Source organism: Rahnella sp. EDr1-12, assembly GCF_049206505.1.
Classification (GTDB): domain Bacteria; phylum Pseudomonadota; class Gammaproteobacteria; order Enterobacterales; family Enterobacteriaceae; genus Rahnella; species Rahnella rivi.
The window spans coordinates 1,619,188-1,645,754 of the sequence record NZ_JBLZNY010000001.1 but is presented as its reverse complement, the minus strand read 5'-3'; the positions used below and the strand labels follow the sequence as shown (position 1 = coordinate 1,645,754).

Below are 26,567 nucleotides of genomic sequence, written 5' to 3'. Positions count from 1 at the left end.
GTTATGCCCCTTCTTTCACAAAGCGGGCAATAATGTCGCCCATTTCACTGGTGCCCAACGCCTGCTGACCGTTCGCCAGATCGCCGGTGCGGTGTCCCGCTTCCAGTGCTTTATTAACGGCCTGCTCGATAGCGTTAGCGGCATCATCCGCACCCAGGCTGTAACGCAGCAACAGCGCGGCAGACAGGATTTGTGCAATCGGGTTCGCGATGTTTTTACCGGCGATATCCGGCGCTGAACCTCCCGCTGGCTCGAACAAACCAAACGCCTGCTCGTTCATGCTGGCAGAAGGCAACATGCCCATTGAACCGGTGATCATCGCGCATTCGTCAGACAGGATGTCGCCGAACAGGTTGGAACACAGCAGCACGTCGAACTGCGACGGATCTTTAATCAGCTGCATGGTCGCGTTATCGATGTACATGTGGCTCAGGCTGACATCCGGGTAATCTTTAGCGATTTCGTTTACCACTTCGCGCCACATTATTGAGGTCTGCAACACGTTCGCTTTATCGATGGACGTCACTTTGCTGCGGCGTTTGCGCGCAGATTCAAAAGCAATACGGGCGATGCGTTCAATCTCAAAGCGGTAATACACTTCGGTATCAAAGGCTTTCTCATGCATGCCCTGACCTTCGCGGCCTTTCGGCTGACCGAAATAAATGCCACCGGTCAGTTCGCGGACGCACAGAATATCGAAGCCTTTGGCCGCGATGTCTGCACGCAGCGGGCAGAACTCTTCCAGCCCCTGATACAGACGGGCAGGGCGCAGGTTGCTGAACAATTTGAAGTGCTTACGCAGCGGCAATAATGCGCCGCGCTCAGGCTGATCGTTTGGCGGCAGATGTTCCCATTTCGGGCCACCGACCGAGCCGAACAGGATTGCATCCGCGTTTTCGCAACCGGCGACGGTGGCTTCCGGCAGCGGGCTGCCGTGTTTGTCGATGGCTGCGCCACCCACATCGTATTCGCTGGTGGTGATGTTCAGACCAAAACGCTGACGTACTGCGTCCAGCACTTTGTATGCCTGGGCCATGACTTCCGGGCCAATTCCGTCTCCGGGTAAGACGGCAATATGATGGGACTTGCTCATGTTCACACCGTTTCCTGATTATTTTGAATGTTGTGTTGCTGACTTTCCTGCTGCAAACGTTGTTTTTCAATCTCAACTTGTTTGCTGCGCCAAATGTTATTCAGTACATGGACCATCGCTTTCGCGGAGGATTCGACGATGTCTGTTGCCAGACCGACACCGTGGAAGCGGCGGCCATTAAAGGAAACCACCACGTCAACCTGACCCAGCGCATCGCGGCCTTGGCCTTTCGCGCTCAGCTGATATTTCACCAGTTCGATCTGATAGCCGGTGATGCGGTTGATGGCCTGATACACGGCATCAACAGGGCCGTTGCCGGTCGCAGCTTCGGTGATGACCTCTTCGCCGCAGGCCAGATTGACTGATGCGGTCGCGGTAATGTTGGAACCGGACTGCACGCTGAAGTTATCCAGACGGTAGAATTCCGGCTCTTCCTGCTGCTTATTAATGAACACCAGTGCTTCTAAATCGTAGTCGAAAACCTGACCTTTTTTGTCTGCCAGCTTCAGGAACGCGGTATACAAATGATCCATATTGTAATCGGACTCTTTGTAGCCCATTTCTTCCATACGATGCTTCACGGCAGCACGGCCGGAGCGGGACGTCAGGTTCAGCTGAATCTGGTTCAGACCGATGGATTCCGGGGTCATGATTTCGTAGTTTTCGCGATTTTTCAGCACGCCATCCTGATGAATACCGGAGGAGTGCGCGAAGGCGTTAGAACCGACAATCGCTTTGTTGCCAGGGATCGGCATGTTGGTGATCTGGCTGACAATCTGGCTGGTGCGGTAGATTTCTTTGTGATTGATATTGGTATGGACGTTCATGTAATCCGAACGGGTGCGGATCGCCATGATCACTTCTTCCAGCGCGGTATTCCCGGCGCGTTCGCCGATACCGTTCAGGGTGCCTTCAACCTGACGCGCACCGGCCTGGATTGCGGCGATGGAGTTACCGACCGCCATGCCCAGATCGTCGTGACAGTGAACGGAGATAATCGCTTTATCAATGTTAGGCACGCGTTCATACAAATTGGTGATGATGCCACCGAACTGAACCGGCGTGGTGTAACCGACGGTGTCAGGGATGTTAATGGTGGTCGCACCGGCTTTGATTGCCGCTTCTACGACACGGCACAGGTTATCCAGCGGGGTACGGCCTGCGTCTTCGCAGGAGAATTCGACGTCATCAGTATAGTTACGGGCGCGTTTTACGGAATGCGTTGCCATCTCCAGCACCTGATCAAACGAACGCTTCAGTTTGGACTCAATGTGCAGGGTAGATGTGGCCAGGAAGACGTGAATACGGAAGGCTTCGGCAACGCGCAACGCTTCAGCTGCGGCATCGATATCACCGTCAACGCAGCGGGCCAGACCGCAAACACGGCTGTTTTTAATCTGGCGCGCGATAGTTTGTACAGACTCGAAATCGCCGGGAGAGGACACCGGGAAGCCGACTTCCATCACGTCAACGCCCATTCTCTCCAGCGCCATTGCAATCTGAATCTTCTCTTTAACACTCAGGCTGGCTTGTAACGCCTGTTCACCGTCACGCAGCGTGGTATCGAAAATAATGACTTGCTCGCTCATGGGTTGTTCCTTGTCTGTTTTATTATTCGCGCCCTGCGGGAGGTAAAAAAAAACCCGCGCATCGGCGCGGGTTTGTTGTCTGTGGAAGTTGAATCAGTTCTGATTTTCGCCCACTGGCTTACCGCGCAAATTTTCTGCGTTGAGTAGTAGGCCTAGGAGACGGGTGGTCATAAACATGTTTTCAGCTTCTCGTAATAGGGTTGTTAAACGGACGTCGTTTAAACAGTGCTTAAATTGATACGGGAATGCGCCAGGTATGTCAACCTTCAGCGTGTGGAAATACCGTGAAAACCCACAAATGAAACTGACTCTCATTTAGCATAAAGCTCTGTTTGTAAGAATGTGTTTAGCTTAAAGAATTCATGGCGAACTCCGGCATTTAATTGCACAAAAAAATGTCTAAATATGGACAATTGACGACCCATGCCTGTAAAAAATCAATGTAATACAATGGATTGCAGATGATTTACTGCTGCTTAATTTATTATTCATTTTTTGCATGTTGTTCGTGCAAGTATTTTAATGTCTTATATCATCAGTTTTTTTAGAAGGAAATGAATTTTATATTTTGCTTTCTTATTATTTAAAGTCGTATTCGCGTATCTTTCTAAAAATAATAATATTAAATGGCACGCGCTCATTGTCAGCTATTTGTTAATTAGTCTGATGTCACTGTGCCGATTTTTTTAATCATATCAATTAAAGATAATCATTCTTCTGCGAGTCTGATGCTCTTTAGTGAGGATTGTTATGTCAGACATCATTACCGAAAACTCAGTAAAAACTGCTGAACCTGAAACACATCTTCGTAACGTCGATCTGAATTTGCTGACAGTTTTTGATGCCGTCATGCAATTACAAAATATTACCCGCGCTGCAAATATGCTGGGTATGTCTCAACCGGCCGTCAGTAATGCGGTGGCTCGTTTAAAAATCATGTTTAATGATGATTTGTTTGTTCGCTATGGCCGTGGCATTCAACCGACAATGCGTGCCCGCCAGCTTTTTGGCCCGGTGCGTCAGGCGTTGCAGCTGGTCATGAATGAATTACCCGGTGCAGGTTTTGACCCTACCGTCAGCATGCGCCAGTTCAACGTGGCGATTTGCAGCCCGCTGGATAAGCGCCTGACATCACAGGTTCTGCATGCAGTAGATACCTTAGCCAGCAGCGTCAGTATTAAATTACAAACCATTGTTAATGATAATATTGAACATCAGCTGCGCTACCAGAATATCGAGTTTATGATCAGCTATCGTAAATTTGAACGTGCTGATTTCTGTAATGAGCCTTTATTTAATGATGAGCTGGTTTTGGTGGCTTCGCAAAATCATCCGCGAATCAGTCCATATATGTCAGATGAGAAATATCTGAGAGAAAAACACGCGGTGATGATGATTGATCGTTTCTACTCTTTCAGCGGACCTTATTATGATGATCCAGAATTACAATCTTTAATTGCTTATCAGGGCACTGATCTTTACAGCGTAATGGAAGTGGTTTCAAAAACAGACATGGTGGCGCTGGTTCCTCGCTGGTTAGCGCAGGCCAACGCCGGAATACTGAATTTATCTGTCATTCCTTTACCCTGGATGAAAAATCAGCTGACCTGTTATTTGTCATGGCATGAGTCATCCAGCAAAGATCGCGGCAATATGTGGATGAAATCTTTATTGAGCCAGTGTGTTGCCACGGCCTGATCCCGTATAGAACATCATTTTTACTTCGGCGCGCGCTGTAGTGATAATGGCTTATTATGATTTAATTTGAAGTGCTTTATCCTGCATGGTTTTTTTCCCTCGTTAAGGCTATGCAGGTTTTTTTCCTCTCTCCGTTCACCCATCGCGGTTGCCAGCCGGCATTTTCTCACCCGCTATAATTTCGTTTCGCCGCACAATATTTGCCGGTAGACTGCGTTAAATCTTTGTAACAGAGCAATACAGTCAGCCGCCCCGGTGAGCTGCGCTGGACGCCGGTATAGACGCTGAATGAATCCAACCTTAAATGACTATCATCTGATCACCCGTTTTCGCCAACAGGTGATGACGCGTGCCGACCAAATAGCCTTTCGCGAATGGTCGCCAGCTGCGCACACTGCACTGACCTGGCGTCAGCTGGGGGAGAACGTGGATGCGTTATCTCATCTTCTGTTGCAGGAGCAGGCAGGGATTCAGGAGCGGATCGCCATCTGCGGCAATAATTCCATCGCATGGGCGACGGCGGATCTGGCGATTTTGCAGGTGCGTGCGGTCACGGTGCCGGTATATGCCACCAATACGCCTGCGCAATCGGCATACGTGCTCAATGATGCGGATATCCGCATTTTGTTTGTTGTGGGTCAGAAGCAATATGATGCCGCCCTGGCTTTGCGTGAATTATGCCCGCAGCTCAAACATATTCTGGTGCTGGATAACGACGTCGATTTACAGGGCGTTTCTATCGCCAGACACGTTTCTCAGACGGTTGCCTCGGATCCGGCATTATCTGCCGGGCTCATCGGGCGGATTGGCGGCTGCGATCTCAACGATCTCTTCACCCTGATTTACACCTCGGGTACGACCGGGGAAGCAAAAGGCGTGATGCTGGATTATCGCAGCATGGCAACTCAGCTGAAACAACATGAAAAACGCCTGACGATTTCCGACAGCGATGTCTCCCTGTGCTTCCTGCCGCTGGCGCACGTATTTGAACGCGCATGGAGTTTCTTTGTGATGCACAGCGGCGCGCAGAATGTCTTCCTGCGCGAAACGGATTTGGTGCGTGATGCTCTTGCGGCGGTGAAGCCCACCGTGATGTGCGCCGTGCCGCGTTTTTATGAAAAAGTGTTCAGTGCGATTCATGACAAAGTGGCCCGCGCGGGCACGGTCAAAAAGCGCTTATTCCACTGGGCGGTGGCGCAGGGTAAAGAGAAGTTTCTTCTTGAGCGCCGTGGCGAACGTTACCCTTTCTGGTTATCCCCGGCGCATTTTCTGGCCGATAAGCTGGTGCTCAAAAAGCTCAGAGGTCTGCTCGGCGGCAACTTACGTTTTCTGCCCGCAGCCGGTGCGAGCCTGGATGACAATGTGATCCTGTTTTTTGAATCCCTCGGTCTGCACATCAAATACGGGTACGGTCTGACGGAAACGTGCGCGACCGTCACCTGTTGGGAAGAGCAGAATTTTCGTTTCGGCTCAGTGGGGACAGCGCTGCCGGAAATCGAAGTGCGCATTGGTGATGAAAATGAGATCCAGGTACGCGGGCCGACGCTGTTGCGCGGATACTTCAATAAACCGGAAGAGACTGCCGCCAGCTTTACCGCCGATGGCTGGTTCAAAACCGGTGATGCAGGAAAAATGGACGCAGAAGGAAATGTTTTTATTACCGAACGTCTGAAAGACCTGATGAAAACGTCGGGGGGTAAATATATTGCGCCGCAGCGTATCGAAGGCACACTGGTGCAGGATCGGTATATCGAACAGGCGGCGGTCATTGCCGATGAGCGTCACTTCGTATCCGCGCTTATCGTGCCGGATTTTGATGTGCTGAATATGTATGCGCAGACGCACCATATCGATTATCTCAACCGCAGTGGCCTGGTAAAAAACGAACAGATCCTGTCATTGTTTGCCCATCAGTTACGTGAAATCCAGCATGATCTGGCCGGATTTGAGCAGGTGAAAAAATTCGTACTGCTGATTAAACCGTTCACGATGGAAGCGGGCGAGCTGACACCCACGCTCAAACTGCGTCGCAAGGTGATTTTCAGCCGCTATAAAAAGGAAATCGACGAACTTTACGGCGAGTAGCGCCAGCCGTTGCTGTCTTATTTTTCACCGGCGAACGCCTGTTCGCCGGTTTACCCTTCATGCTGATGACAGCCTCAGACATAATTTAATCCTGTAATTTTTCCCGCCTTCCTGATATTTCTGACTGGTTGCCCTCTGCAGGCAGTGTTTTGTAGCGAACGGGTGAGGGCAGGCAGCGCGTCGCAATAATCAGAACGTGTCATCCCTATTTTGGCGTTTGCCTGACCTAAATTCTCACGCTAAGGTACTGAGTTGAGTTAGCAACGCCAATAACAACAGCAGGGTTATCATCAATCTTGTGCAAAGGCCTAAAATTCAGCGATTTAACGTGAGATTGCTGCTTGATAGAACAGTTTGCTGAAATAAAAGTCATCCTATAGAAGAAATAAAAAGCCTGGAGGCAAAACCATGGAGATGTTGTCAGGAGCCGAGATGGTCGTTCGATCGTTAATCGATCAGGGCGTTAAGCAGGTATTCGGTTATCCCGGCGGAGCGGTGTTGGATATCTATGATGCACTGCACACGGTCGGCGGGATTGATCATGTACTGGTGAGACATGAGCAGGCTGCTGTTCATATGGCAGATGGTTATGCGCGCGCCACGGGCGAAGTGGGCGTGGTGCTGGTGACGTCCGGTCCCGGTGCAACCAATGCGATCACGGGTATTGCGACGGCTTATATGGATTCCATTCCGCTGGTGGTGCTGTCCGGCCAGGTACACAGTTCACTGATCGGTTATGACGCGTTCCAGGAATGCGACATGGTGGGGATCTCCCGTCCGGTGGTGAAACACAGTTTTCTGGTAAAACGTGCCGAAGATATTCCCGGTGTGCTGAAAAAAGCCTTTTATCTGGCCTCGACGGGCCGTCCGGGTCCGGTCGTGGTCGATTTGCCAAAAGACGTCGTCAATCCGCAGATCAAGCTGCCGTATGCCTACCCCGAGCAGGTGTCGATGCGTTCGTACAACCCGACGGTGCAGGGGCATCGCGGGCAAATTAAACGCGCCTTACAAACATTGCTGGCTGCAAAAAAACCGGTGCTTTATGTCGGCGGTGGGGCGATTAACTCTGAGTGTCACGCTGAAATTCTGGAGCTGGCGGAGAAACTGAATCTGCCGGTCACCAGTTCCCTGATGGGGCTGGGCGCGTTTCCGGGAACACATCGTCAGAGCCTTGGCATGCTGGGTATGCACGGCACTTACGAAGCCAATATGGTGATGCACAATGCCGATCTGATCTTCGGCGTGGGCGTGCGTTTCGACGACCGTACGACCAATAATTTGGCGAAATACTGTCCGAATGCCACCGTGATGCATATCGATATTGACCCGACGTCGATCTCGAAAACAGTCAATGCTGACATTCCGATTGTCGGCGATGCGAAGCAAACGCTGGTTCAGATGCTGGAATTGCTGGGGCAAAGTGAAGACAAGCAGGAATTTGACGCACTGCGTGACTGGTGGACAAGCATTGAAAACTGGCGTGCGCGTGAGTGTCTGAGCTTCGACAAAAATAGCGGTAAGATCAAACCTCAGGCCGTCATCCAGATGCTGCATCGCCTGACCAAGGGTGACGCCTACGTGACCTCTGACGTCGGTCAGCACCAGATGTTTGCGGCGCTCTATTATCAGTTTGATAAGCCGCGTCGTTGGATCAACTCCGGCGGCCTCGGCACGATGGGTTTTGGCTTGCCTGCCGCGCTGGGTGTGAAACTCGGCCTGCCGGAAGAAACCGTGATTTGTGTGACCGGCGATGGCAGTATCCAGATGAATATTCAGGAGTTGTCCACTGCGCTGCAATACAATCTGCCCGTGATTGTCATCAACCTGAACAACGGTTATCTCGGTATGGTTAAGCAGTGGCAGGACATGATTTATTCCGGCCGCCATTCGCAATCTTATATGGAATCGCTGCCTGACTTCGTCAAACTGGCGGAAGCTTACGGCCACGTTGGCATCGCTATCCGCACGCCAGATGAACTGGAAAGCAAACTGACGCAGGCACTTGAACAGAAAAATCGTCTGGTATTCGTGGATATCAGCATTGATGAAACAGAACACGTTTACCCGATGCACATCCGTGGCGGTGCGATGGACGAAATGTGGTTAAGCAAAACGGAGAGGACCTGATCATGCGCCGGATTTTATCAGTATTACTGGAAAACGAATCGGGCGCGCTGTCCCGCGTAGTCGGCCTGTTCTCTCAGCGTGGCTATAACATTGAAAGCCTGACCGTCGCGCCAACCGATGATCCGACGCTGTCCCGCATGACCATTCAGACCGTCGGTGATGCCAAGGTGCTGGAACAGATCGAAAAGCAACTGCACAAACTGGTCGATGTGCTGCGCGTGACTGAACTGGTGCAGGGCGCTCACGTTGAGCGTGAAATTATGCTGGTGAAGGTTCAGGCTTCCGGCTATGGCCGTGAAGAAGTGAAACGTTCGACAGAAATCTTCCGCGGCCAGATTGTGGATGTGACAGCGACGCTTTACACCGTTCAGCTTGCGGGAACCAGCGACAAACTCGACGCCTTCTTAGCCAGTATTCGTGATGTGGCTGAAATCGTTGAAGTCGCGCGCTCTGGCGTAGTCGGCGTTTCGCGTGGCGACAAAATCATGCGCTAAAGCGTAAAAAATCAGCAAGATGTAAATATTGTCTGCCTGATGAAAGCCCAACTTTTTAGTTGGGCTTTCTTTTTTGTGTTTCAGGTGAAGCGATTCGGTAAAACACCTTGCCCGGCAGGGTCTTCTGGGGTTAGATAAAGCATTATCTTTCTTAAGGGGTTATCTCAGTGAAGCTGGATGAGATCGCGAGGTTAGCGGGCGTTTCGCGTACCACGGCCAGTTATGTGATTAATGGCAAAGCGAAACAGTATCGTGTCAGCGATAAAACAGTCGAAAAAGTCATGGCTGTTGTGAAGGAACATAACTATCACCCGAACGCGGTGGCGGCGGGGTTGCGCGCTGGCCGAACCCGATCTATTGGCCTGGTGATCCCCGATCTGGAAAATACCAGCTACACCAAAATCGCCAACTTTCTTGAGCGTCAGGCGCGACAGCGTGGGTATCAGTTGCTGATTGCCTGCTCTGAAGATCAGCCGGATAACGAAATGCGCTGCATCGAACATCTGCTGCAACGACAGGTTGATGCGATCATCATTTCCACCTCTTTACCACCGGAACACCCTTTCTATCAACGCTGGGCCAACGGGGATTTCCCGATCATTGCGCTGGATCGCGCGCTGGATCCGGAACATTTCATCAGCGTCGTGGGCGCCGATCAGGAAGATGCCCTGATGCTGGCGCAGGAGCTGCGAACGTTCCCTGCTGAATCGGTATTGTATCTGGGCGCGCTGCCGGAATTGTCGGTGAGCTTCCTGCGCGAGCAGGGGTTCCGTCAGGCCTGGGCGGATGATGCACGTCAGCCCGAATATCTTTATGCCAACGCTTACGACCGCGAATCGGCGGCGGTTGTGTTCGCTGAATGGCTGAAAACCCACCCGATGCCGCAGGCGTTATTCACTACCTCGTTTCAGCTTTTGCAGGGCGTCATGGATGTCACGCTGAAGATGGAAGGGCGTTTGCCTGTCGATCTGGTGATTGCGACCTTTGGCGACAATGAACTCCTCGACTTCCTTGAATGTCCGGTGCTGGCGGTCGCGCAGCGCCATCGCGATGTGGCTGAGCGCGTACTGGAGCTGGTTTTGGCTTGCCTCGATGAGCCCAAAAAACCTAAAGCAGGCCTGACCCGTATTCGTCGCAATCTTTTCCGTCGTGGCCGTTTAAGCCGCAAGTAAATCTCTGACGGGCATTCTGTGGGGTGCCCGCGATTTTCCCTCAACCGCTCTTTTCCTTTCTCAAATTTCACCAGGACACGTATTCCCTTCGCTAAAAACAATCCCTTGCGGGATAAGCGGGTATTTTAAGAGCATTCCCAGAGCGCTGAATTATTAACAAATGTGTTCTCATTTTTTTCGCTGATATAAACCCGTAAATCAATTTCAAAATACGTTAATGCAGTCTGCAAAAGTGCTGTAGAATTCCCGGCTTAATTTCTCTGGGTATGCGTGCGGACCGCGACTCGTGGTTTTTAAATGCGCTGAAAGGCTTGTGCCACGCGGGCTGGCATTCTTAATGATGATGATTTAGCAGTGATAGCCGAAAAAAAATCGGAAATGATTTTTCTTAAGGCATAAAGACCCGGAAAACTGAGTCATAGAGCAGAAGAATATAAATAGTTAAATAATGTTCATTTTGGTTTTTTTTTAAACGAAATTATTAACCCTCCGAAATTTCTTCAACTAATCATGACGTTATTTTCTATTTCACCTCTAAATCACCTCGCTTACCTGGGGCGGGCTTTCCTGTCCCTGCGTAAATATTACCAAACCGCCTCCGCTCTGGCTTGACAAGGTTTTAAAACCATCCGTAAACTCCTTTAAGTGGGAATTTGTGGAGGAAAGTGGTGAATAAGGTCAAAGGGGAGTAGAGCGCCATGTTTCGTGGCGCGACGATGGTTAATCTCGACAGCAAAGGGCGACTTGCCGTACCCACCCGATACCGGGATTTGCTGAGCGAGGAATCGCAAGGTCAAATGGTTTGCACCATAGATCTCCATCACCCCTGCCTCCTCCTTTACACCCTTCCCGAATGGGAAATTATCGAACGAAAATTGTCCCGTCTGTCGAGTATGAACCCTGTAGAGCGCCGTATTCAGCGCCTGCTTCTGGGACATGCCAGTGAATGTCAGATGGATAACGCCGGGCGTCTGTTGATTGCGAACACACTGCGTCAGCACGCCGGGCTCGCAAAAGAAGTGATGCTGGTTGGGCAGTTCAACAAGTTTGAACTGTGGGATGAACAGACCTGGTATCAACAAGTTAAGGAAGACATAGACGCTGAACAATCGTCTCAGGAACCCCTTTCTGATCGATTACAGGACTTGTCATTATAAGCATGGTTGAAAACTACAAACACACTTCCGTTTTGCTGGATGAAGCCGTTAACGGCCTGAACATCCGCCAGGACGGCATTTACATAGACGGAACTTTTGGTCGCGGTGGCCACTCACGTCTGATTTTGTCACAGCTTGGGCCTGAAGGCCGTCTGCTGGCGATTGACCGCGATCCGCAAGCGATCAAAGCCGCAGAGTCTATTGATGATGCCCGTTTCTCTATTATCCACGGACCTTTTTCCGATCTCGCTGATTACGTCCGCGAGCGGGGTCTGGAAGGTAAGATCGACGGTGTGCTGTTGGATTTAGGCGTTTCTTCTCCGCAACTGGATGATGCTGAGCGCGGATTCTCCTTTATGCGCGACGGACCTCTGGATATGCGCATGGATCCTACACGAGGTTATTCAGCGGCTGAATGGCTGATGAAAGCGGAAGAAGAAGACATTATTTGGGTTCTGAAAACGTTTGGTGAAGAGCGTTTTGCGAAACGCATCGCGCGCGCAATTGTCGAGCGCAACCGCGAGTTGCCGATGACGCGAACCAAAGAGCTGGCTGATTTAATTGCGAATGCCTCGCCGTTTCGCGAGAAGCACAAGCATCCCGCGACGCGCAGCTTCCAGGCGATTCGTATCTACATCAACAGTGAACTGGAAGAAATCGAACGTGCGCTTGATGGCGCGCTGGAGATTCTTGCCCCGGCCGGACGGCTGTCGGTAATCAGCTTCCACTCACTGGAAGACCGCATTGTGAAGCGCTTTATTCGTCAGCACAGTCGCGGTGCACAGGTACCGGCCGGTATTCCAATGACGGAAGCGCAGATCGCCGAGCTTGGCGGGCGTTCATTAAAGTCAGTGGGAAAAATGATGCCCTCAGATGCGGAAGTGTCAGAAAACCCGCGGGCCCGCAGTTCTGTACTGCGTTTTGCTGAGAGAACGGCATCGTGATCGGCAACGAACGCCACGGTTTAGTGGGGGTCATTGCCAGCGACATTTTGCGCAATGGCAAAATCCCGATGATTTTGCTGATCGCTGTTTTAGTCAGCGCAATTTTCGTGGTCACCACCGCTCACCGTACGCGTTTACTGACGGCACAGCGGGAACAGTTAGTGCTGGAAAGGGATGCGCTGGACATTGAGTGGCGCAACCTGATCCTTGAAGAGAATGCCCTCGGCGATCACAGCCGGGTAGAACGCATCGCAACGGAGAAATTGCAGATGCAGCACGTTGATCCATCTCAAGAAACTATTGTGGTTCAGCCTTAAAATGCGCACGGAGAATACAGGCAGCTAATGAAAGCAACACGCACCGCGAAGTTAAAGCGTCCAGAAGATCAAGCCAGCTTTATAAGCTGGCGTTTTGCGTTGTTGTGCGCCTGTATTTTGCTGGCATTACTGGGGCTGATGTTGCGGGTAGCTTATCTGCAGGTGATTAACCCGGACAAGCTGGTCAAAGAAGGGGACTTACGCTCCCTGCGCGTTCAAACCATTCCGACCTCCCGTGGGATGATTACCGATCGCTCAGGCCGCCCTCTCGCGGTCAGCGTGCCGGTCAATGCTATCTGGGCGGATCCGAAAGAAATCATCGACCGGGGCGGCATCACGGTTGATACCAAATGGAAAGCGCTGGCTGACGCGCTGAATATGCCGCTCGACCAACTTTCTGCCCGTATCAATGCCAACCCTAAAGGCCGTTTCGTCTATCTCGCCCGTCAGATAAACCCTTCTGTCGGCGAATATATTCACAAACTCAAACTTCCGGGGATTTCCCTGCGCCAGGAGTCACGTCGTTACTATCCGGCAGGCCAGGTCACCTCGCACGTCATTGGTGTCACTAACATTGATGGTGAAGGTATCGAGGGTGTTGAGAAAAGTTTTGACCGCTGGCTGACGGGAAAACCGGGCGAGCGCACCATCCGTAAAGACCGTTTCGGTCGCGTTATCGAAGACATCTCCTCAGTGGATAGCCAGGCAGCACACAATCTGGCGCTCAGCATCGATGAACGTCTTCAGGCGCTGGTTTATCGCGAGCTGAACAATGCGGTAGCCTTCAACAAAGCCGAATCAGGCACTGCCGTGCTGGTGGATGTGCAAACCGGCGAAGTGCTGGCGATGGCGAACAGCCCGTCTTACAACCCAAACAACATGCCGAATACGCCGAAAGACGTGATGCGTAACCGGGCGATCACCGACATCTTCGAGCCAGGTTCCACGGTAAAACCTATGGTGGTGATGACGGCGTTGAAAAATGGTGTCGTGCGTGAGAACAGCGTGCTGAACACCTTGCCGTACCGGATTAATGGTCATGAGATTAAAGATGTGGCCCGTTACGCGGAGCTTTCCGTCACGGGTATCTTGCAGAAGTCGAGTAACGTCGGTGTTTCACGACTGGCGTTATCGATGCCGTCCGCAGAGCTGGTAGACACTTACTCGCGATTCGGATTGGGAAAACCGACCAATTTGGGGCTGGTTGGAGAAAGCAGTGGCTTATACCCTAAAAAACAACGGTGGTCTGACATAGAGAGGGCCACCTTCTCTTTCGGCTACGGGCTAATGGTGACACCTCTCCAGCTGGCGCGAGTCTACGCAACGATTGGCAGCATGGGCATTTATCGTCCGCTGTCGATAACCCGGGTTGATCCCCCGGTATCCGGTGAACGCATCTTCCCTGAGCCTGTTGTGCGCAGCGTCGTTCACATGATGGAAAGCGTCGCGCTGCCTGGCGGCGGTGGCGTGAAGGCCGCGATCAAGGGTTACCGCATTGCGATTAAAACCGGTACCGCGAAGAAAGTCGGTCCCGATGGGAAATACGTAAACAAATACATTGCCTACACCGCAGGCGTTGCACCGGCAAGCAATCCAAGATTTGCACTGGTGGTTGTAATCAACGATCCGCAGGCAGGGAAGTATTACGGTGGGGCCGTTTCCGCACCGGTGTTTGGCGCCATCATGGGCGGCGTATTGCGCACCATGAACGTTGAACCGGATGCGCTGACTGCCGATGAAAATGCAGACATAGTGAATAATCAAAAAGAGGCTTCAGGTGGCAGATCGTAATTTGCGCGACCTATTAGCGCCCTGGGTGAGTGATGCCCCGGCAGTAGCGCTAAAAGAGATGATTTTAGACAGCCGCGTGGCGGCTGCCGGAGATCTGTTTGTCGCGATTTCAGGCCATACCAGTGATGGGCGTCGTTTTATTCCCCAGGCAATTGCCCAGGGCGTCGCTGCCGTCGTGGCCGAAGCACAGGGTGAGCAAGAGCACGGAACGGTCTGCCAGATGCATGGTGTACCGGTAATTTATCTCGAGAATCTGAATGTCCTGCTTTCTGAACTGGCCGGGCGTTTTTATCATCAACCAGGCAATGCTTTGCGCCTGATTGGCGTGACCGGCACCAACGGCAAAACCACGACCACGCAGTTGCTGGCGCAGTGGAGCCAGTTGCTGGGCGAAACCAGTGCCGTCATGGGCACCGTCGGAAATGGTTTGCTGGACAAAGTGGTTCCGGCAGAAAATACCACCGGCTCTGCCGTGCAGGTTCAGCACATTCTGGCTGACCTGGTGAAACAGGGTGCAACCTTTGCCGCAATGGAAGTCTCTTCCCACGGACTGGTTCAGCATCGTGTCGCCGCACTGCCGTTTGCGGCAGCCGCATTTACCAACCTGAGCCGCGATCATCTTGATTACCACGGTGACATGCAAAGTTACGAAGATGCCAAATGGCAGCTGTTCGCTTCGCATCAGGTCGGCCAAAAAATTATTAATGCTGACGATGACGTCGGGTTGCGCTGGCTGGCTAAAACCCCTGACGCTATTGCCGTCACCATGGAAGATAAAATTCCGGCAGGCTGGAAAGGCCGCTGGCTGGCGGCGCGCAGCGTGAATTATCACGACAACGGCGCCACCGTAAACATCGATTCAAGCTGGGGCGAAGGGCTGCTGGAAAGCCGTCTGATGGGCGCTTTCAACGTCAGCAACCTGCTGGTGGCGCTGGCGACCCTGCTGTCTCAGGATTACCCGCTGGCACAACTGCTGGCAGTGAGCTCGCAACTACAACCGGTGTGCGGCCGCATGGAAGTCTTCAATGCGCCGGGCAAACCGACAGCAGTCGTGGATTATGCCCACACGCCGGACGCGCTGGAAAAAGCGCTGGCGGCAGCCCGCTTGCATTGCCGTGGCACGCTGTGGTGTGTGTTTGGCTGCGGCGGTGACCGTGATAAAGGTAAGCGTCCTCTGATGGGCGGCATTGCAGAACAATACGCTGACCGCGTAATCGTGACTGACGATAACCCGCGCAGCGAAGAGCCTCGCGCTATTGTCGCAGACATCCTTGCCGGGCTGCTCGATGGCGGGCGTGCTCAGGAAATTCATGGCCGCGCAGAAGCGGTGACCAGCGCGATTATGCAGGCAACGGAAAATGACGTTGTGCTGATTGCGGGTAAAGGTCATGAGGATTATCAGCTTGTCGGTAATCAGCGTCTTGATTACTCCGATCGTGTCACCGTTGCCCGTTTACTGGGGGTGATCGCATGATCCGCGTTTCCCTGCAAACGTTGGCGGCGGCACTCAATGCTGAACTTATCGGCAACGATACCCAAATTGACAGCGTCACAACCGATACCCGTCAGGTCACGCCGGGCTGTTTGTTCATTGCCCTGAAAGGCGAGAAGTATGATGCTCATGACTTTGCTGCAGAGGCTGTCAAGGCCGGTTCAGGGGCGTTGCTGGTAAGTAAGCGCTTACCGGTGGACGTCCCGCAGTTAGTGGTGGCTGACACCCGCATCGCGCTGGGACAACTCGGCGGCTGGGTGCGTCAGCAGGTCCCTGCACGCGTGGTTGGCCTTACGGGTTCTTCCGGCAAAACCTCGGTGAAAGAGATGACCGCCGCGATTTTGCGTGAGTGCGGCAATGTGCTGTATACCGCAGGCAACTTCAATAATGACATCGGCGTGCCGCTGACCTTATTACGTCTGACCGCAGAACACGATTTTGCAGTTATCGAAATGGGCGCAAATCATGCGGGTGAAATCGCCTACACCACTGCGTTGGCACGTCCTGAAACGGCGCTGATAAACAACCTCTCTGCCGCACATCTGGAAGGTTTCGGTTCACTGGCCGGGGTTGCCCAGGCGAAAGGCGAGATTTTCGAAGGGTTGCCGGACGACGGCATCGCTGTGATCAACGCAGATAATAATGACTGGGCAAACTGGCAGCACAAGCTTACCGGTAAAAAGGTCTGGCGTTTCTCTGCGACCCAGCGTGCTGACATAGACTTCAGCGCCTCGGATGTCAGACTCAGCCCGCTGAATACCGCATTCACTTTACATTCCCCTCAGGGCAGCATTGATGTCTCGCTGCCTGTTCCTGGTCGTCACAATATCGCTAACGCGCTGGCCGCTGCGGCGCTGGCACTCTCAGTCGGTGCCTCGCTGGATAACGTGCGCGCAGGGCTTGCGACGCTGCAATCAGTGAAAGGGCGCTTGTTCCCGATTGTGCTGAGCGAAGGTAAAACTCTTCTTGATGACAGCTATAACGCCAATGTCGGTTCCATGACCGCTGCCGCGCAGGTTTTGGCCGAGATGCCTGGCTATCGCGTGATGGCAGTGGGCGATATGGCAGAGCTGGGTGCGGAAAGCGAAAGTTGCCACCGTCAGGTTGGCGAAGCCATCCGCGACGCAGGTATCGACAAAGTATTCAGTATTGGCCATGACAGCCGCATCATCAGTGATCTCAGTGGCTGTGGTGAGCATGTAGAGGATAAGGCAGCCCTGACGGCCCGTTTAACGAGCTTACTGTCTGAACATGCGGTAATTACCGTTTTGATTAAAGGTTCACGTAGTGCCGCAATGGAGCAGGTAGTACGCGCGTTACAGGAGAATGCAACATGTTAGTTTGGCTGGCCGAACACTTGGTCAAATATTATTCCGGCTTCAACGTCTTTTCCTACCTGACGTTTCGCGCCATTGTCAGCCTGCTGACTGCACTTTTCCTGTCATTGTGGATTGGTCCACGGATGATCGCCCGTTTGCAAAAAATGTCATTTGGTCAGGTTGTTCGCAACGACGGACCGGAATCACATTTCAGTAAACGCGGTACGCCAACGATGGGCGGCCTGATGATTTTGGCCTCTATCACTATTTCAGTGCTGATGTGGGCATATCCGTCGAACCCGTATGTCTGGTGCGTGCTGTTTGTTCTTATTGGCTACGGCGTTGTCGGTTTCATCGATGATTACCGGAAAGTCGTGCGTAAAGACACCAAAGGGCTGATAGCCCGCTGGAAATACTTCTGGCAGTCCGTCATCGCGCTGGCCGCGGCATTTACCATGTATGCCATCGGCAAAGACACGCCCGCGACTGAATTGGTTGTTCCGTTCTTTAAAGACGTCATGCCACAGCTTGGTCTGCTGTACATCCTGCTGAGCTATTTCGTGATCGTGGGCACCAGCAACGCGGTAAACCTGACGGACGGTCTGGACGGTCTGGCGATTATGCCTACGGTCTTTGTCGCAGCAGGTTTTGCGCTGGTCGCATGGGCGACGGGTAACATGAATTTTGCCAGTTACCTGCATATTCCCTATCTGCGTCATGCGGGGGAACTGGTGATCGTGTGTACCGCCATTGTCGGTGCCGGACTTGGATTCCTGTGGTTTAACACCTATCCGGCACAAGTGTTCATGGGCGATGTCGGCTCTCTGGCTCTGGGCGGCGCGCTGGGTACCATCGCCGTTCTGCTGCGTCAGGAATTCTTACTGGTGATTATGGGCGGTGTGTTCGTCGTCGAAACACTGTCGGTTATCCTGCAAGTCGGGTCCTTTAAGTTACGTGGGCAGCGTATTTTCCGTATGGCGCCTATTCATCATCACTACGAACTTAAAGGCTGGCCGGAACCGCGTGTCATCGTGCGCTTCTGGATTATTTCGCTGATGCTGGTGTTGATCGGCCTCGCTACGCTGAAGGTGCGGTAATTATGGCTGACTATCAGGGTAAAAAAGTTGTCATTATCGGGCTGGGGCTGACCGGCCTCTCCTGTGTTGATTTCTTTGTGGCACGTGGTGTTACGCCGCGTGTTATTGATACCCGCGTCAGCCCGTCAGGACTGGACAAACTTGCGGATAACATTGAGCGCCATCTCGGTTCGCTCAATGAAGAGTGGCTGCTGGACGCTGATTTGATCGTCGCAAGCCCAGGCATCGCCCTGGCGACGCCAGCACTGAGCGCCGCCGCAGAAGCCGGAGTGGAAATCGTTGGTGATATCGAACTGTTCTGTCGGGAAACCGATACGCCGATTGTGGCGATCACCGGTTCAAACGGTAAAAGCACAGTGACCATGATGGTGGGTGAAATGGCGAAAGCCGCCGGATGGCGCGTCGGCGTGGGGGGCAATATCGGTTTGCCGGCGCTGACCATGCTGGATCACGAATACGATCTGTTCGTGCTTGAGCTGTCGAGTTTCCAGCTGGAAACCACGGAAAGTTTACATGCTGCTGCGGCCACGATCCTGAATGTGTCCGAAGATCATATGGATCGTTATCCGTTTGGCTTGCAGCAGTATCGGGCTGCAAAACTGAAAGTCTATGAAAACGCCGCGCTGTGCGTCGTCAATGCGGACGATGCACTGACCATGCCGGTGCGGGGCGCAGATAAACGTTGCGTGAGCTTTGGTGTGGATGTCGGTGATTACCACCTGACCCGTCAGCAGGATGACATCTGGCTGCGTGTGCGTGGCGAGAAAGTTCTTAATACCCATGAGATGCCGCTGACTGGCCGTCACAATTATACTAATGCGCTGGCTGCGCTGGCGCTGGCAGATGCTGTCGGCGTGCCACATGCCTCCAGCCTGAAAGCACTGACCACGTTTACCGGTCTGGCTCACCGTTTCCAGATTGCCTGGCAACATAACGGCGTGCGCTGGATAAATGATTCCAAAGCGACCAACGTCGGCAGTACCGAAGCGGCGCTGAATGGCCTGCAGGTTGAGGGGACGTTGCACCTGCTGTTAGGCGGTGATGGCAAATCGGCTGATTTCTCTCCGTTGACCCGTTATTTGCAGGGCGACAATCTGCGCGTTTACTGCTTTGGCCGTGACGGTGCAGAGCTGGCTGATTTACGGCCCGATGTCTCTTCATTGTTTGACACCCTGGAGCTGGCGATGCGTGACATCAGCACGCGTGTGGTTTCCGGCGATATGGTGCTGCTTTCTCCGGCCTGTGCGAGCCTCGATCAGTTCCGCAGTTTTGAACAACGGGGTGATGTCTTCACCGCGCTGGCGAAGGAGCTTGGCTGATGCGGATCCGTATGCCGGGGCTGGGTCTCGTTAGAAAGTTTAACGACTGGGTGATGGGCGCCAAAGAAAATGACGCCGTGACGCTGGTGCTGTATGACCGGACTCTGCTGTGGCTGACCTTTGGTCTGGCGATTGTCGGTTTCGTGATGGTGACCTCGGCATCGATGCCCATTGGACAGCGTCTGGCCGATGACCCGTTCCTGTTTGCCAAACGTGATGCGATTTACCTCGCACTGGCATTTGGGATGTCACTGGTTACGCTGCGCGTTCCCATGGCGGTCTGGCAGAAATACAGCAATGTGCTGCTTTTGCTCTCAGTGGTCATGCTGCTGGTGGTGTTAGTAGTGGGGAGTTCCGTTAACGGGGCATCGCGCTGGATTTCCTTTGGTCCTCTGCGTATTCAGCCTGCTGAGTTTTCCAAGCTATCACTGTTCTGCTATCTCGCCAGCTATCTGGTGCGCAAGGTCGATGAGGTGCGCAGCAATTTCTGGGGATTTTGTAAGCCGATGGGTGTGATGGTTGTGCTGGCCGTGTTGCTGCTGGCTCAGCCTGACCTCGGTACGGTGGTTGTACTGTTTATCACCACGCTGGCGATGCTGTTTCTGGCGGGGGCAAAAATGTGGCAGTTTTTGGCCATCATCGGCTCCGGAGCCTTTGCGGTTGTGCTGCTGATTATCGCCGAACCTTACCGTATGCGCCGCGTGACATCCTTCTGGAATCCGTGGGCCGATCCGTTTGGCAGTGGCTACCAGTTAACCCAGTCACTGATGGCGTTTGGCCGTGGTGAATTCTGGGGGCAAGGCCTCGGTAACTCGGTGCAAAAACTGGAGTATTTACCGGAAGCACATACCGATTTTATCTTCTCCATTTTAGGCGAAGAACTGGGGTATTTCGGTGTGGTTTTAGCCCTGTTGATGGTATTCTTCGTCGCTTTTCGCGCGATGTCCATTGGACGCCGTGCTTTGGAGCTTGATCAGCGATTTTCCGGCTTTTTGGCCTGCTCAATCGGCGTGTGGTTTAGTTTCCAGGCGCTGGTAAACGTTGGGGCTGCAGCGGGAATGTTGCCGACCAAAGGTTTGACCCTGCCGCTCATCAGTTACGGTGGTTCGAGCCTGATCATTATGTCGACGGCAATCGTGTTATTGCTGCGAGTGGATTTTGAAACGCGGCTGGCTAAAGCCCAGGCGTTTGTAAGGAGTGCCCGATGAGTGGCAATACCCGGCGGTTAATGGTGATGGCAGGCGGTACCGGTGGGCATGTTTTCCCGGGGCTGGCTGTGGCACATCATCTGATGGGGCAAGGCTGGGAAGTTCGCTGGCTGGGAACCGAAGATCGTATGGAAGCAGATCTGGTTCCTAAACACGGTATTGGGATTGATTTTATTAAAATCTCAGGATTACGTGGGAAAGGTCTGAAAGCGCAACTCACAGCCCCAATTCGCATATATCATGCGTGGCGCCAGGCAAAAGTCATCATGAAACGTTTCCAGCCTGATGTAGTGCTTGGCATGGGCGGATACGTTTCTGGTCCCGGCGGATTAGCCGCCTGGTCGCTGGGGATCCCGGTGGTGCTACACGAACAAAACGGTATTGCGGGCATGACCAATAAAGGTTTGTCGCACATTGCCAAAAAAGTATTGCAGGCATTTCCCGGCGCATTTCCTCATGCAGACGTAGTCGGTAATCCGGTGCGTACCGACGTACTGGCGCTGGAGTTGCCAGAAACCCGACTGGCTGGGCGTGAAGGGCCGATTCGCGTTTTAGTCATTGGCGGAAGTCAGGGCGCCCGAGTGCTTAATCAGAGCATGCCGGAATTGGCGGCGCTGATGGGTGAAAAAATTACGCTGTGGCATCAGGTCGGTAAAGGTGCGCTGGAGTCAGTGAACCAGGCTTATGAAAAAGTCGGCCAGACTCAGCATAAAGTTACTGAATTTATTGATGACATGGCAGAAGCATACGCATGGGCGGATGTGGTGGTGTGCCGTTCCGGTGCCTTAACGGTCAGCGAAATTGCTGCTGCGGGTTTACCGGCGATATTTATCCCCTTCCAGCATAAAGATCGTCAGCAGTACTGGAATGCGCTGCCACTGGAGAAAGCCGGTGCAGCAAAGATTATCGAGCAGAAAGATTTTAGTGCCGCCGCAGTGGCCGATCTGATGGCCGGATGGGACAGAACCCATCTTATGGAAATGGCACGCGCTGCACGCGCAGCGGCCATCCCTGATGCGACAGAACGCGTGGCTGCCGAAGTGGTTGCCGCCAGTAAAAAATGAAATTGAACGGGCCATGCATTGCGTGGTCCCAGCCGTAAGAAACGGATTAATCAGTAACCTGAAATAGTGAATAAAAACGTGAATACACAACAATTGGCGAAACTGCGTACCTTCGTGCCCGAGATGCATCGTGTCCGGCACATTCACTTTGTTGGCATCGGTGGTGCCGGCATGGGTGGTATCGCCGAAGTGTTGGCCAATGAAGGCTATCAGATCAGCGGTTCAGACCTGGCACCGAATGCGGTGACGCAGCAACTGACCGCGCTGGGTGCGACGATTTATTTCAATCACCGCCCGGAGAATGTGCTCGATGCCAGCGTAGTGGTGGTTTCTACGGCGATCTCATCCGATAACCCGGAGATTGTCGCCGCCCGCGAAGCGCGGATCCCGGTGATCCGTCGTGCAGAAATGCTCGCCGAGCTGATGCGGTTTCGTCACGGTATCGCCGTGGCAGGTACGCACGGTAAAACCACGACGACAGCGATGGTGACCAGTATTTATGCCGAGGCCGGACTGGATCCGACCTTTGTAAACGGTGGTTTAGTGAAAGCGGCAGGCACGCATGCGCGTTTAGGCTCAAGCCGCTTCCTGATTGCAGAAGCCGACGAAAGCGATGCGTCGTTCCTGCATCTGCAACCGATGGTGGCGATTGTTACCAATATCGAAGCAGACCACATGGACACGTATCAGGGTGATTTTGAAAACCTGAAACAGACTTTTGTGAATTTCCTGCACAACCTGCCGTTCTATGGCCGTGCGGTGATGTGTATCGATGATCCGGTGATCCGTGAGTTGATCCCCCGTGTTGGCCGTCATATCACTACCTACGGCTTCAGCGAAGATGCAGATGTGATGATCGAAAGTTATCGTCAGGAAGGCGCGCAGGGGCACTTTACGTTGCGCCGTCATGATTTGCCGCAGATTACGGTGACGCTGAATGCGCCGGGCCGGCACAACGCCCTTAACGCTGCCGCCGCTGTTGCGGTAGCAACCGATGAAGGCATCAGCGACGACGCCATACTGCGCGCGCTGGAAGGTTTTCAGGGCACCGGGCGTCGTTTCGATTTCCTCGGCGAATTCGCGCTGGAAAATGTGAACGGCAAATCCGGCAGCGCCATGCTGGTTGATGACTACGGTCACCATCCGACAGAAGTGGACGCGACGGTCAAAGCCGCACGCGCGGGCTGGGCGAATAAACGCCTGGTCATGATTTTCCAGCCGCACCGGTATACGCGTACCCGTGATTTGTACGATGATTTTGCCAATGTGCTGTCTCAGGTTGATGTGCTGATCATGCTTGATGTTTACCCGGCTGGCGAAGCGCCGATCCCGGGTGCTGACAGCCGCTCGCTGTGCCGTACCATTCGCGCGCGTGGCAAGCTGGATCCCATTCTGGTGTCTGATATTGACGCTGTGCCTGAAAGCCTGGCGCAGATCCTCGAAGGGGACGATTTAGTTCTGGTTCAGGGCGCTGGCACCATTGGCAGAGTGGCCCGCAAATTGGCTGACCAAAAATTGCAGCCAGTGAAAAAAGGTGAAGAACATCATGTCTGAGAAAGTAGCAGTTTTATTTGGTGGTACTTCCGCAGAACGCGATGTGTCATTGCAGTCCGGCGCTGCGGTGCTGGCTGGCTTACGTGAATCCGGTGTGGATGCCCACGGCATCGACACCAAAACCTTTAATGTTGCACTGCTCAAAGAAGAAGGTTTCAGCAAAGTCTTTATCGCGCTACACGGTCGCGGGGGTGAAGACGGCACATTGCAGGGGCTGCTGGAGCAAATTGATTTGCCTTATACCGGCAGCGGCGTGATGGCATCCGCACTGACCATGGATAAGTTCCGCACCAAACTGGTGTGGCAGGCACTCGGTTTACCGGTTGCTCCGTTCGTGGCACTGCATCGCTCACAAATTGAAGCGGCAGGGCAGGGCGCGTTAGCGGCAAAAATCGCTGAATTAGGCCTGCCGGTGATCGTCAAACCCAGCCGTGAAGGCTCCAGCGTGGGTATGAGCAAAGTGACGACTGAAAATGAGTTGTTACCTGCCTTGCAGGAAGGCTTCCGCCATGACGATAACGTATTGATCGAAAAATGGCTGAGTGGTCCTGAATACACCGTGGCTATCGTGGGCGAGCAAATTATGCCTTCGATCCGTATTCAGCCTGCCGGAACCTTTTATGACTATCAGGCGAAGTATCTGTCTGATGAAACACAGTATTTTTGTCCAAGCGGTTTAAGCCAGGAACAGGAAGAGCAATTGTCTGCACTGGCATTGCAGGCTTATCAGGCGCTCGATTGCAGTGGCTGGGGGCGTGTTGATGTGATGCAAGACAGCGATGGCAGTTTTAATCTGCTGGAAGTGAATACCTCACCGGGCATGACCAGTCATAGCCTGGTGCCGATGGCCGCGAAACAATTCGGGCTGAGCTTCCCGCAATTAGTTTTCCGTATTCTGGAACTGGCTGACTGATATGTCTCAAGCCGCCCTGAATACCCGAGAGCGAGAGACGGCCGAGAGCAATAATGGCGGCCGTCGCAGTAACGGCGGTCAACTGGCAGGGATCGTATTCCTGCTGCTGGTTGCAGGCACTATTTTGTGGAGCGCGTGGGCAGTTGTGGTCTGGATGCAGGACGCAAACCGACTGCCGCTGTCTCAGCTGGTGGTGACTGGCGAGCGTCATTACACCACTAACGACGATATTCGCCAGGCGATCTTGTCCTTAGGGGCGCCGGGCACGTTTATGACGCAGGATGTGAATGTCATCCAACAGCAGATTGAGCGATTGCCGTGGATTAAACAGGTCAGCGTCCGTAAGCAATGGCCGAATGAACTGAAGATTCACCTGGTGGAATATGTGCCGGTCGCACACTGGAATGATTTGCACATGGTTGATGCTGACGGCAAGTCATTCAGCATACCTGCTGAACGTGTCGTCAATCAAAAAATGCCGTTGCTCTACGGTCCGGAAGGCAGTGAACAGGATGTTTTGCAAGGCTATCAAACGATGAGTCAGGCGCTGGCCGCCGGCAAGTTCACGTTGAAAGCCGTGGCAATGAGTGCACGCCACTCGTGGCAGTTAACCCTGGATAATGATATCCGGCTGGAATTGGGGAGAGATGACCGGATGGGGCGCTTACAGCGTTTTATCCAACTTTATCCGCGTTTCCAGCAACAGGCTGACGCCGACAAAAAGCGCATCACTTATGTCGATTTACGTTATGACAGCGGTGCATCAGTGGGTTGGGCGCCAGAGTTTATTGACCAGCAAAACAGTAATCAGCAACAGAATCAGGCACAGGCTAAACAACAATGATCAAGTCGACGGACAGAAAACTGGTAGTTGGGCTGGAAATCGGTACTGCAAAAGTCGCCGCATTGGTGGGAGAAGTTCTGCCCGATGGCATGGTCAACATTATCGGTGTGGGCAGTTGCCCATCCCGGGGCATGGATAAAGGTGGCGTTAACGATCTGGAATCGGTGGTGAAATGCGTGCAGCGTGCCATCGATCAGGCCGAATTGATGGCTGATTGCCAGATTTCCTCTGTTTACCTTGCTTTGTCTGGTAAACATATCAGTTGTCAGAATGAAATAGGGATGGTTCCTATTTCAGAAGAGGAAGTGACGCAGGAAGATGTAGAGAACGTTGTGCATACCGCTAAGTCGGTACGCGTACGTGATGAGCATCGGGTATTGCACGTCATTCCTCAGGAATATGCCATCGATTATCAGGAAGGCATTAAAAATCCGGTCGGATTATCTGGCGTGCGTATGCAGGCTAAAGTCCACCTGATCACCTGCCATAACGATATGGCGAAGAACATTGTCAAGGCGGTTGAACGGTGCGGCCTGAAAGTTGATCAGCTCATTTTTGCCGGTCTGGCCTCCAGTTATGCCGTTCTGACCGAAGATGAACGCGAATTAGGTGTCTGTGTCGTCGATATTGGTGGCGGAACCATGGATATCGCTGTTTATACCGGTGGCGCACTGCGTCATACTAAGGTAATCCCTTATGCCGGGAATGTGGTCACCAGTGATATCGCTTACGCGTTCGGCACACCACCTACCGATGCCGAAGCGATCAAAGTTCGCCACGGTTGTGCATTAGGAGCGATTGTCGGCAAAGACGAAAATGTCGAAGTGCCGAGCGTAGGCGGACGTCCGCCACGCAGTCTGCAACGTCAGACACTGGCTGAAGTTATCGAGCCTCGTTATACAGAATTGCTGAATCTTGTGAACGACGAAATTTTGCAATTGCAGGAGCAGTTACGTCAGCAGGGCGTAAAACATCATCTGGCCGCAGGTATAGTTTTGACAGGCGGCGCAGCACAAATTGATGGTCTGGCAGCTTGTGCGCAGCGGGTATTCCATACCCAGGTGCGTATCGGGCAACCTCTGAACATCACCGGGCTGACAGATTATGCGCAGGAACCTTACTACTCAACTGCTGTAGGGCTGCTGCACTACGGGAAGGAGTCTCACCTCAGCGGTGAGGCAGAAGTGGAAAAACGCGCCTCAGTGGGCAACTGGTTCAAACGAATCAATAGCTGGCTGAGAAAAGAGTTTTAATGTTTTAACAACGGGATCATGCTTTTAAGTATTTCGA

21 protein-coding genes are annotated in these 26,567 nt (G+C 52.9%); 19 read left to right on the top strand and 2 right to left on the bottom strand.

The features are described from left to right. Window position 1: 1 nt before the first annotated feature. Together leuB and leuA are read right to left on the bottom strand one after the other, a co-directional pair. A complete protein-coding gene (gene leuB, locus ACO0U8_RS07630; RefSeq protein WP_056776907.1) occupies window positions 2–1,093 on the bottom strand; it encodes a 3-isopropylmalate dehydrogenase in 1,092 nt (363 codons plus the stop codon). 2 nt (window positions 1,094–1,095) lie between these two features. Continuing rightward, window positions 1,096–2,682: a 2-isopropylmalate synthase gene (gene leuA / locus ACO0U8_RS07625; protein ID WP_056776911.1), complete on the bottom strand. Its 1,587-nt coding sequence runs from the start codon at window positions 2,680–2,682 to the stop codon at window positions 1,096–1,098. A gap of 750 nt (window positions 2,683–3,432) precedes the next feature. On the opposite strand from leuA, the gene leuO reads away from it, so the two are divergent. The 19 genes from leuO to ftsA all read left to right on the top strand — a co-directional run bounded on the left by leuO (window position 3,433) and on the right by ftsA (window position 26,530). Further along, window positions 3,433–4,380, top strand: a complete 948-nt coding sequence (gene leuO, locus ACO0U8_RS07620) for a transcriptional regulator LeuO (RefSeq protein ID WP_122094185.1) — start codon at window positions 3,433–3,435, stop codon at window positions 4,378–4,380. Between the two features lie 288 nt (window positions 4,381–4,668). Beyond that, entirely contained in the window at window positions 4,669–6,465 is a 1,797-nt protein-coding gene (locus ACO0U8_RS07615; RefSeq protein ID WP_421670558.1) for an AMP-dependent synthetase/ligase, read from the top strand. 408 nt (window positions 6,466–6,873) lie between these two features. Next, window positions 6,874–8,592: an acetolactate synthase 3 large subunit gene (gene ilvI, locus ACO0U8_RS07610; RefSeq protein ID WP_056776924.1), complete on the top strand. Its 1,719-nt coding sequence runs from the start codon at window positions 6,874–6,876 to the stop codon at window positions 8,590–8,592. 2 nt (window positions 8,593–8,594) lie between these two features. Continuing rightward, window positions 8,595–9,086: an acetolactate synthase small subunit gene (ilvN, locus tag ACO0U8_RS07605; RefSeq protein WP_013577020.1), complete on the top strand. Its 492-nt coding sequence runs from the start codon at window positions 8,595–8,597 to the stop codon at window positions 9,084–9,086. A gap of 167 nt (window positions 9,087–9,253) precedes the next feature. Further along, window positions 9,254–10,258, top strand: coding sequence for a catabolite repressor/activator (cra, locus tag ACO0U8_RS07600; RefSeq protein ID WP_056776928.1), 1,005 nt, complete (start codon window positions 9,254–9,256; stop codon window positions 10,256–10,258). Window positions 10,259–10,956: 698 nt separating this feature from the next. Continuing rightward, window positions 10,957–11,415, top strand: a complete 459-nt coding sequence (mraZ, locus tag ACO0U8_RS07595) for a division/cell wall cluster transcriptional repressor MraZ (RefSeq protein WP_056776931.1) — start codon at window positions 10,957–10,959, stop codon at window positions 11,413–11,415. Between the two features lie 2 nt (window positions 11,416–11,417). Continuing rightward, window positions 11,418–12,359, top strand: a complete 942-nt coding sequence (gene rsmH, locus ACO0U8_RS07590) for a 16S rRNA (cytosine(1402)-N(4))-methyltransferase RsmH (protein ID WP_217203565.1) — start codon at window positions 11,418–11,420, stop codon at window positions 12,357–12,359. Then, the gene (gene ftsL / locus ACO0U8_RS07585; protein ID WP_056776937.1) at window positions 12,356–12,676 is read left to right on the top strand and encodes a cell division protein FtsL; all 321 of its coding nucleotides are present in this window, start codon (window positions 12,356–12,358) and stop codon (window positions 12,674–12,676) included. Before rsmH ends, ftsL begins: the two co-directional genes overlap by 4 nt. A gap of 27 nt (window positions 12,677–12,703) precedes the next feature. Continuing rightward, on the top strand, window positions 12,704–14,467 hold the full coding sequence (locus tag ACO0U8_RS07580; protein WP_056776939.1) for a peptidoglycan glycosyltransferase FtsI: 1,764 nt from the start codon (window positions 12,704–12,706) through the stop codon (window positions 14,465–14,467). Beyond that, complete coding sequence (gene murE, locus ACO0U8_RS07575) at window positions 14,454–15,941, top strand: UDP-N-acetylmuramoyl-L-alanyl-D-glutamate--2,6-diaminopimelate ligase (protein ID WP_136375822.1); 1,488 nt, start codon at window positions 14,454–14,456, stop codon at window positions 15,939–15,941. Before ACO0U8_RS07580 ends, murE begins: the two co-directional genes overlap by 14 nt. After that, complete coding sequence (gene murF / locus ACO0U8_RS07570) at window positions 15,938–17,299, top strand: UDP-N-acetylmuramoyl-tripeptide--D-alanyl-D-alanine ligase (RefSeq protein WP_217203563.1); 1,362 nt, start codon at window positions 15,938–15,940, stop codon at window positions 17,297–17,299. The genes murE and murF overlap by 4 nt, the downstream gene beginning before the upstream one ends. After that, entirely contained in the window at window positions 17,293–18,375 is a 1,083-nt protein-coding gene (gene mraY / locus ACO0U8_RS07565) for a phospho-N-acetylmuramoyl-pentapeptide-transferase (RefSeq protein WP_056776950.1), read from the top strand. The genes murF and mraY overlap by 7 nt, the downstream gene beginning before the upstream one ends. Before the next feature lie 2 nt (window positions 18,376–18,377). After that, a complete protein-coding gene (murD, locus tag ACO0U8_RS07560; protein WP_183848581.1) occupies window positions 18,378–19,694 on the top strand; it encodes a UDP-N-acetylmuramoyl-L-alanine--D-glutamate ligase in 1,317 nt (438 codons plus the stop codon). A 5-nt stretch (window positions 19,695–19,699) separates the two neighbouring features. After that, window positions 19,700–20,902 carry a cell division protein FtsW gene (ftsW, locus tag ACO0U8_RS07555; protein ID WP_122094590.1) on the top strand — a complete coding sequence of 401 codons (1,203 nt, stop codon included), beginning with the start codon at window positions 19,700–19,702 and terminating at the stop codon, window positions 20,900–20,902. Then, on the top strand, window positions 20,899–21,966 hold the full coding sequence (gene murG, locus ACO0U8_RS07550; RefSeq protein WP_421670557.1) for an undecaprenyldiphospho-muramoylpentapeptide beta-N-acetylglucosaminyltransferase: 1,068 nt from the start codon (window positions 20,899–20,901) through the stop codon (window positions 21,964–21,966). The genes ftsW and murG overlap by 4 nt, the downstream gene beginning before the upstream one ends. A gap of 78 nt (window positions 21,967–22,044) precedes the next feature. After that, the gene (gene murC / locus ACO0U8_RS07545; protein WP_056777225.1) at window positions 22,045–23,520 is read left to right on the top strand and encodes a UDP-N-acetylmuramate--L-alanine ligase; all 1,476 of its coding nucleotides are present in this window, start codon (window positions 22,045–22,047) and stop codon (window positions 23,518–23,520) included. Then, complete coding sequence (locus ACO0U8_RS07540; protein WP_421670556.1) at window positions 23,513–24,433, top strand: D-alanine--D-alanine ligase; 921 nt, start codon at window positions 23,513–23,515, stop codon at window positions 24,431–24,433. The genes murC and ACO0U8_RS07540 overlap by 8 nt, the downstream gene beginning before the upstream one ends. 1 nt (window position 24,434) lies before the next feature. Further along, window positions 24,435–25,277 (top strand): cell division protein FtsQ, encoded by an 843-nt coding sequence (gene ftsQ, locus ACO0U8_RS07535; protein ID WP_056776967.1) that lies wholly within the window; start codon window positions 24,435–24,437, stop codon window positions 25,275–25,277. Then, on the top strand, window positions 25,274–26,530 hold the full coding sequence (gene ftsA, locus ACO0U8_RS07530) for a cell division protein FtsA (protein WP_056776972.1): 1,257 nt from the start codon (window positions 25,274–25,276) through the stop codon (window positions 26,528–26,530). Before ftsQ ends, ftsA begins: the two co-directional genes overlap by 4 nt. Window positions 26,531–26,567: the final 37 nt, after the last annotated feature.